The following is a 6,499-nucleotide window of genomic DNA, read 5'->3' as shown; positions in this document are numbered from 1 at the left end:
TAGAACAAAACTGGCCGGCAAAACACCGGTACAATACCGGAATCTTGCCAGCCAGTTAGCTGTATAAAATTATCTCCAATAATTGGGGTTCAGTTCAAATTCAGGATACTCGTTTTTTTAACTTGATACTCAATTGATAACCGAGTTCTGTCACAGCTTAATTTTGGACCAATTTAACACCAGCGGCATCAACTTGGTAACGTGATTCTTCAATCGGAAGGGCTTTTAGCGCCGTTAAATCATAATCAGGATAACGATTGGTGATGGCGGTTGCGAGCAATCGTTTCGCCAAAACCCCGTTATGGGTTAGGATTGGGCCGTGGAAGTATGAACCAAAGGTGTTTTTGTAGACACAACCTTCGGTACCATCTTCGCCGTTATTACCGTGACCGCGTTCGACGCGGCCGAGGGGTTGTTCATGCTTGCCTAGGAATGTGCGGCCGTTATGATTTTCAAAACCGAGATAGGTTTCATCAAATAAATCGTTATGAATGACGATATCGCCGATAAAGCGACTGTTATCTTGGCTGAGCGTGTAATGGTCGAGTGCGCCAATGCCGGGGATTTTTGAACCGTCGGCACCGATGTAATAGTGACCGAGTAGCTGATAGCCACCACAAATCGCTAACATGACGCCGCCGTTTTCGATATAGTCGGTAATGGCGGTTGCTTTAGATTCTAAATCTTTAGAGATAATTTTTTGCTCGAAGTCTTGACCACCACCGAATAGGACGATATCGTAACGGCTCGCATCAAATTCTTGACCAATACTGATGACCTCGGTTTCGGTTTGTAAACCGATCTTTTTAGCGTAATAATCAAGGACCAGGATATTACCAAGATCACCATAAGTATTCATCAAATTACCGTAGAGGTGCGCAATTTTTAAAGTTTGGGTCATACGGACATCCCTTTCTTGATATAGTTATGGTCGGCCATTTTTTTACGCAGTTGTAAGACGGCCGTATAAGTGGCGAGGACGTAGACGTGTTTAGTGGGGGCGTTTTCGATGGCGCGTAAAGTTGCGTCTAAATCGGCGGTTTCTTGTAATTGTTGTTCAGTTACACCAGCCACTTTTAAACGGAACGTGATGTCATCACGCCGTTCACCACCCGTGATGATTGTTGGAATACCAGACTTGAGGAGGGATTCAAATTCACCGTCCCAGATCCAACTGGTATCAATGCCATCAGCATAGTTGGCGTTTAACAACATGGCCAATGAGAAATCTTCGGGATCAGATTCGATCATTTGGAGGACTTGGTTTAAGCCAACCGGATTTTTAACGAGGACTAAAGTGACTTCCTTGTCTTTAACTTGAATCACTTCTTGACGCCCAAATATTTTTTTATTACTCGTAAATGCGGCTTGAATATCGGCGACGTCCACATCGAGGAAACGACCAATGCTGTAGGCCGCGAGCGCATTATAAATGTTGTACATTCCACCGATTGAAATCGCAAACGGTTCTTGATTGATTTCAAAGCTTGAGCTAGTGGGCCGTAATTCGTTAATGGCGGTGACTTGATCCATTAATTCAGGCCGTTTGAAGCCGCAGTTTGGGCAATAGAATTTACCTTGACTGCTGTAAGTAATAAATTTGTAGTGAATAATGTGTTCGCAGATGGGGCAGAGAACGCCATCGGTATTGCTAGGCGCTAATAATTCGCCGTCTGGTAAATGGTTGAAGCCGTAATAAAGTTTTGGATTAGGGAGTTCAACTGATGAGAATAGGGGTACATCAGCGTTCATGATTAAAGTTGTGTTCGGAACGAGTTTGACCCCGTCCAGAATTTTGTTGTAGGTCGTATAAATTTCACCAAAACGATCCATTTGATCGCGGAAGATATTGGTCATCACGATGGCTTTGGGTTCAATATACCGGCACAACGGTTCAACGTTCGCTTCATCAACTTCTAAAATCGCGAGGTCGCGTTGGCCTTTTTGAGGGCGATGCGCTAAGAAGGCTGTTGTGATGCCTTGCATCATGTTTGAACCGGTTGAATTCGTCATAATGTTCTGGTACTTTTGTTTCAAAATTTGAACTGTTAGGGCCGTCGTTAATGTTTTACCATTCGTCCCAGTGATAATAATCACATCGTAATTTTTGGTTAGATCTTTTAAAACGGCTGGGTCAATCTTGGTCGCAATCTGACCAGGTAATGAACTCCCGCCTTGCATAAAGGTGTGTAAGAACCAATATGAAAAACGGCCAGACGTCTTAGCAAATGAACTTTTAATTGTCATGCAAGCCACCCTTTCAATGCCAATTATCATAGCATATTTTTGGAAAATAGGATACGCCTTTGTTGTGCGAGTAACAGTGATTTGACTAAGCAATCAGTTACTTATCTAAATCATTGAGTAGTGATTGTTAAATTTGCTATAATAAAAATAGTCAGATTAATTTAACGTTGGAGGAATCAAATGGCAGTTCACGCAGTAATTTATACGAAACCGCATTGTCCGCAATGCAAGATGACGACCCGTTTAATGGATCAATTGGGTTTCCCGTACGAAAATACCTACTACGGTAATTCGGAAGAGAGTAATTCAATCGACGTCAATAGCGACGATGAACAAAAGCGGTCATGGAGCGAACGGAAAGTGGAACGGCTTAAAGAAAAATATGAGATTCAACAATTACCATTGGTTAAGATTATCGATGATGATAGCGAAGACTTATTAGAATATTGGGCGGGATTTCAGCCTAGCAAGATTCAACAATGGCATCAAAAATAACGGTCCGCAGTGACCAGATGCTGTTGGCAATAACTTATCCGAATCGAGGATGGGTTATTTTTTTGTCATTTCGAGCATAAATAGTCGTTTTTATGACTTTCAAATATTGTTGCGCTACTTATTTTCAGGTATACTAGACTAAAATGTGCTTATTAGGGGTGTTTGAGTTTGGCGCAATTATTTTTTCGGTATGGTGCAATGAATAGTGGCAAATCAATTGAAATTTTGAAAGTCGCGCATAATTATGAGGAACAAGATAAATCAGTCATCATTTTAACCAGTGGGATTGATAACCGAGACGGCGTCGGCATCGTGTCGAGTCGCATCGGTCTAAAACGCGAAGCAACACCGATTTTTGCGGATACGAATATTTTTGAATTGGTTAAAGATACGAATCCAGATGCCGCGTGTGTCCTAATCGATGAATCGCAATTTCTAGAACAACATCACGTGTTAGAAGCGGCGCACGTCGTGGATGACTTGAACATTCCGGTGATGGCGTTTGGTCTTAAAAATGATTTCCGCAACGAATTATTTGAAGGTTCAAGATACTTAATGTTATTTGCTGACAAGATTGAAGAAATGAAGACAATCTGTTGGTTCTGCCGTAAAAAGGCAATTATGAATTTGCGTATGAATGATGGTCAGCCCGTTTACACGGGTGAACAAATTCAAATTGGTGGGAACGAAGCTTACTATCCGGTTTGCCGGAAACATTATTTTAACCCACCCGTTAAAACGCAGATTGAAAAGGAAGGCTAACCATTAATGGATAAAATGTTTGAACAACTAGACGGTTTATTAGACCGTTATGCTGAATTACAAGAATTAATGTCGGATCCAGATGTTATTAGTGATACCAGTCGATACATGGAACTGTCGAAAGAAGAAGCGGGCTTACGCGATATCGTTGCGAAGTATACGCGTCTGAAAGAAGTCCTTGGCGAGATTGAAGAAAGCGAAGAACTATTACGTGATTCTGATGACGCTGAAATGACTGAATTGGCTAAAGCTGATTTAAGTGAACTCCAAACTGAAAAAGAAACACTAGAACAAGGCATCAAACTGTTGATGTTACCAACCGATCCTAATGATGAAAAAAATATCATTATGGAAATTCGGGGGGCAGCCGGTGGTGATGAAGCCAGTCTCTTTGCCGGTGATTTGCTAAATATGTATCAACGTTACGCCGAATCACAGAATTGGCAAACTGAAATTATCGATGAAACGGCCACTGAAGTCGGCGGTTTCAAAGAAGTTGCCATGATGATTACTGGTAAGAATGTTTATTCAAAATTAAAATATGAAAATGGTGCGCATCGTGTCCAACGAATCCCTAAGACGGAATCACAAGGCCGTGTCCACACGTCAACCGCTACGGTAGCGGTTATGCCTGAATATGATGGTGTCGACGTTCAATTAGAAGCGAAAGATATTCGGACCGATGTTTACCGGGCTTCTGGTGCCGGTGGTCAACATATCAATAAAACGTCATCAGCCGTTCGGATGACCCATCTACCAACTGGGATTGTGGTGGCAATGCAAGATCAACGTTCACAACAACAAAACCGAGTGAAAGCCATGCAAATTTTAAAATCACGGGTTTATGATTTTTATGAATCAGAAAACCAAAGTGAATATGATTCAAGTCGTAAATCGGCCGTGGGTTCTGGGGACCGTTCCGAACGAATTAGAACGTATAACTATCCACAAAACCGGGTGACGGATCACCGAATTGGCTTAACCTTGAATAAATTGGACCGAATTATGAATGGTGAATTAGGCGATGTGATTGATGCGTTAATCCTATTTGACCAAACTGAGAAATTGGAGCAATTACAAGATGGCACAACGCACCTATCTTAAAGCCCTGAATTGGGCTTTTTTATTTCTAGAAGAACGGGATAAAGAACGTGAAGCAGCCCGTTTCTTATTATCCGGGTTACAACATTGGTCAAACACGCAATTGGTGTTGAATTATCAAAGTGCCATGCCTGAGGTTTTATGGCAACAATATCAAGCCGCTATTCAGGCTTTTGCACAAGATCAACCGGCGCAATATATATTAGGGTATGCTGATTTCTACGGTCGTGAATTTAAAGTCACACCGGCGACCTTGATTCCACGTCCAGAAACGGAAGAATTGGTCGAATGGGTTTTGACAACGCACCCTGATGTCAATCAAACGTTGAAGGTATTAGACGTTGGGACCGGTTCAGGGGCAATTGCCAATACGTTGGCGTTAGAACGCCCCAATTGGCAAGTGACAGCGGTCGATATTTCGACGGACGCTTTAAACGTTGCTCAAGAGAACGCCCAACAATTGCAGAGTGGTGTTCATTTTGAACAGGGTGATTTTTTAGCGCCAGTCAACGGTCAACAATTTGACATCATTGTTTCGAATCCGCCGTATATCGCAGATTCAGAACGGGCAGTCATGGATGCCTCTGTGCTAGAATATGAACCAGATATTGCACTATTCGCTGCTCAAGATGGTTTGGATTTTTATGAACGCTTTGCTAAAGAAGTGTTACCGTACTTTAAACCGACAGCAGAATTATTTTTGGAATTCGGCTATCAGCAAAAACCGAATATTGAAAAGCTGTTTACAAGTTATTGTTCGGATATTTCGTTGGAATTTAAAAAAGATTTAGCTAATTGGCCTAGAATGATGCGTGGTAGTTACAATTTTACGAATAATTTGATATGATGAGATAGACGTCGAGTAAGGAAGGCATATAATGGAAACAAAACGATACACAGTCAAACAAATCGCCGCAGCCGCAGCTGATATCAAGCAAGGTGAGTTAATCGCTTTTCCGACTGAAACGGTTTACGGATTGGGCGCGGATGCCACTAATCCAGAAGCAGTCAAAAAAGTGTATGCGGCAAAAGGTCGACCAAGTGATAACCCGCTAATCGTCCATGTTGCGTCAGTTGAGACGGTTGCACGGTACGCTGCGACGTTGAGTCCTAAGTTTAAACAATTGGTTGAAACGTTCTGGCCAGGCTCGTTGACAATTATTCTACCATTAAAACCAAACGCATTAGCGTCGGTTGTGACGGGTGGTTTAAAAACAGCCGCGTTCAGAATGCCTGATAATCAAGTGACTTTGGATTTAATTCAAGCAGCGGGTGTGCCTTTAGTCGGGCCTTCAGCGAATACATCCGGTAAACCAAGTCCAACCACGGCCGATCATGTGTTACATGATTTAAATGGTAAGATTGCCGGCGTATTGGATGATGGGCCCACAGGAATCGGGTTAGAATCGACTGTGATTGACTTAAGCGTTGCGACTCCCGTTATATTACGTCCTGGCGTTGTTACACAAGAAGCGATTGAACGGGTGATTGGCCCCATTATGGCCGACCATCATCAAGTGGGTGCTTCTGAGATACCAAAGGCGCCTGGCATGAAATATAAACATTACGCACCGAATGCGCAGGTTTATATTATTGATCAACCAGCCCAATTTAATGAAGCAATTCAATGGGCGACTGAGCAAAATGTGCCGTTCGGGGTGATGGCCGTCGATGATATTTTAACCAATCAAACGACAGTCCGCTTCAAAGATCAATTCTCGTTAGGTGATTCAGTTGTTTCAGCTAGTCGACATCTTTTTGACGGCTTACGGTATTTTGATCTGAATCCAGAGGTCAAAATTATTTTAGTTCAAGGTTTCACAATGGTGGGTGTCGGTGTGGCCTACATGAATCGACTTGAAAAATCTGCGGGGCAAAAGCACTTTCAATAAAA

The 6,499-nt window shown here is 42.4% G+C and carries 7 protein-coding genes; 5 read left to right on the top strand and 2 right to left on the bottom strand.

The genetic code is table 11. From position 1 onward, the window contains the following. Nucleotides 1-157: 157 nt before the first annotated feature. Entirely contained in the window at nt 158-901 is a 744-nt protein-coding gene (locus tag LFUMFP_RS06705; protein ID WP_056950515.1) for a type 1 glutamine amidotransferase, read from the bottom strand. Next, nucleotides 898-2,247, bottom strand: a complete 1,350-nt coding sequence (locus LFUMFP_RS06700; protein WP_025083204.1) for a Mur ligase family protein — start codon at nt 2,245-2,247, stop codon at nt 898-900. The genes LFUMFP_RS06705 and LFUMFP_RS06700 overlap by 4 nt, the downstream gene beginning before the upstream one ends. Before the next feature lie 180 nt (nt 2,248-2,427). On the opposite strand from LFUMFP_RS06700, the gene LFUMFP_RS06695 reads away from it, so the two are divergent. From LFUMFP_RS06695 to LFUMFP_RS06675, 5 genes are all read left to right on the top strand, one after another. Continuing rightward, complete coding sequence (locus tag LFUMFP_RS06695; protein WP_025083205.1) at nt 2,428-2,742, top strand: glutaredoxin family protein; 315 nt, start codon at nt 2,428-2,430, stop codon at nt 2,740-2,742. A 168-nt stretch (nt 2,743-2,910) separates the two neighbouring features. Continuing rightward, complete coding sequence (locus LFUMFP_RS06690) at nt 2,911-3,504, top strand: thymidine kinase (RefSeq protein WP_106483304.1); 594 nt, start codon at nt 2,911-2,913, stop codon at nt 3,502-3,504. Between the two features lie 6 nt (nt 3,505-3,510). Next, complete coding sequence (gene prfA / locus LFUMFP_RS06685) at nt 3,511-4,608, top strand: peptide chain release factor 1 (RefSeq protein WP_056950511.1); 1,098 nt, start codon at nt 3,511-3,513, stop codon at nt 4,606-4,608. After that, on the top strand, nt 4,586-5,452 hold the full coding sequence (gene prmC, locus LFUMFP_RS06680) for a peptide chain release factor N(5)-glutamine methyltransferase (RefSeq protein ID WP_025083207.1): 867 nt from the start codon (nt 4,586-4,588) through the stop codon (nt 5,450-5,452). Before prfA ends, prmC begins: the two co-directional genes overlap by 23 nt. 31 nt (nt 5,453-5,483) lie before the next feature. Beyond that, nucleotides 5,484-6,497, top strand: coding sequence for an L-threonylcarbamoyladenylate synthase (locus LFUMFP_RS06675; RefSeq protein ID WP_106483303.1), 1,014 nt, complete (start codon nt 5,484-5,486; stop codon nt 6,495-6,497). The last annotated feature ends 2 nt before the right edge of the window (nt 6,498-6,499 follow it).

The organism is Latilactobacillus fuchuensis, from assembly GCF_900258455.1.
Lineage (GTDB): Bacteria > Bacillota > Bacilli > Lactobacillales > Lactobacillaceae > Latilactobacillus > Latilactobacillus fuchuensis.
Note: the sequence above shows the minus strand (reverse complement) of the source record. Positions and strands in the feature narration are given on the sequence as shown.

Excerpts from the sequence above, each read along its gene's own strand:
- LFUMFP_RS06705 (WP_056950515.1), bottom strand. The coding sequence starts at position 901 with ATGACCCAAACTTTAAAAATTGCGCACCTCTACGGTAATTTGATGAAT.
- LFUMFP_RS06675 (WP_106483303.1), top strand. The coding sequence starts at position 5,484 with ATGGAAACAAAACGATACACAGTCAAACAAATCGCCGCAGCCGCAGCT.
- prfA (WP_056950511.1), top strand. The coding sequence starts at position 3,511 with ATGGATAAAATGTTTGAACAACTAGACGGTTTATTAGACCGTTATGCT.
- LFUMFP_RS06700 (WP_025083204.1), bottom strand. The coding sequence starts at position 2,247 with ATGACAATTAAAAGTTCATTTGCTAAGACGTCTGGCCGTTTTTCATAT.
- LFUMFP_RS06695 (WP_025083205.1), top strand. The coding sequence starts at position 2,428 with ATGGCAGTTCACGCAGTAATTTATACGAAACCGCATTGTCCGCAATGC.
- prmC (WP_025083207.1), top strand. The coding sequence starts at position 4,586 with ATGGCACAACGCACCTATCTTAAAGCCCTGAATTGGGCTTTTTTATTT.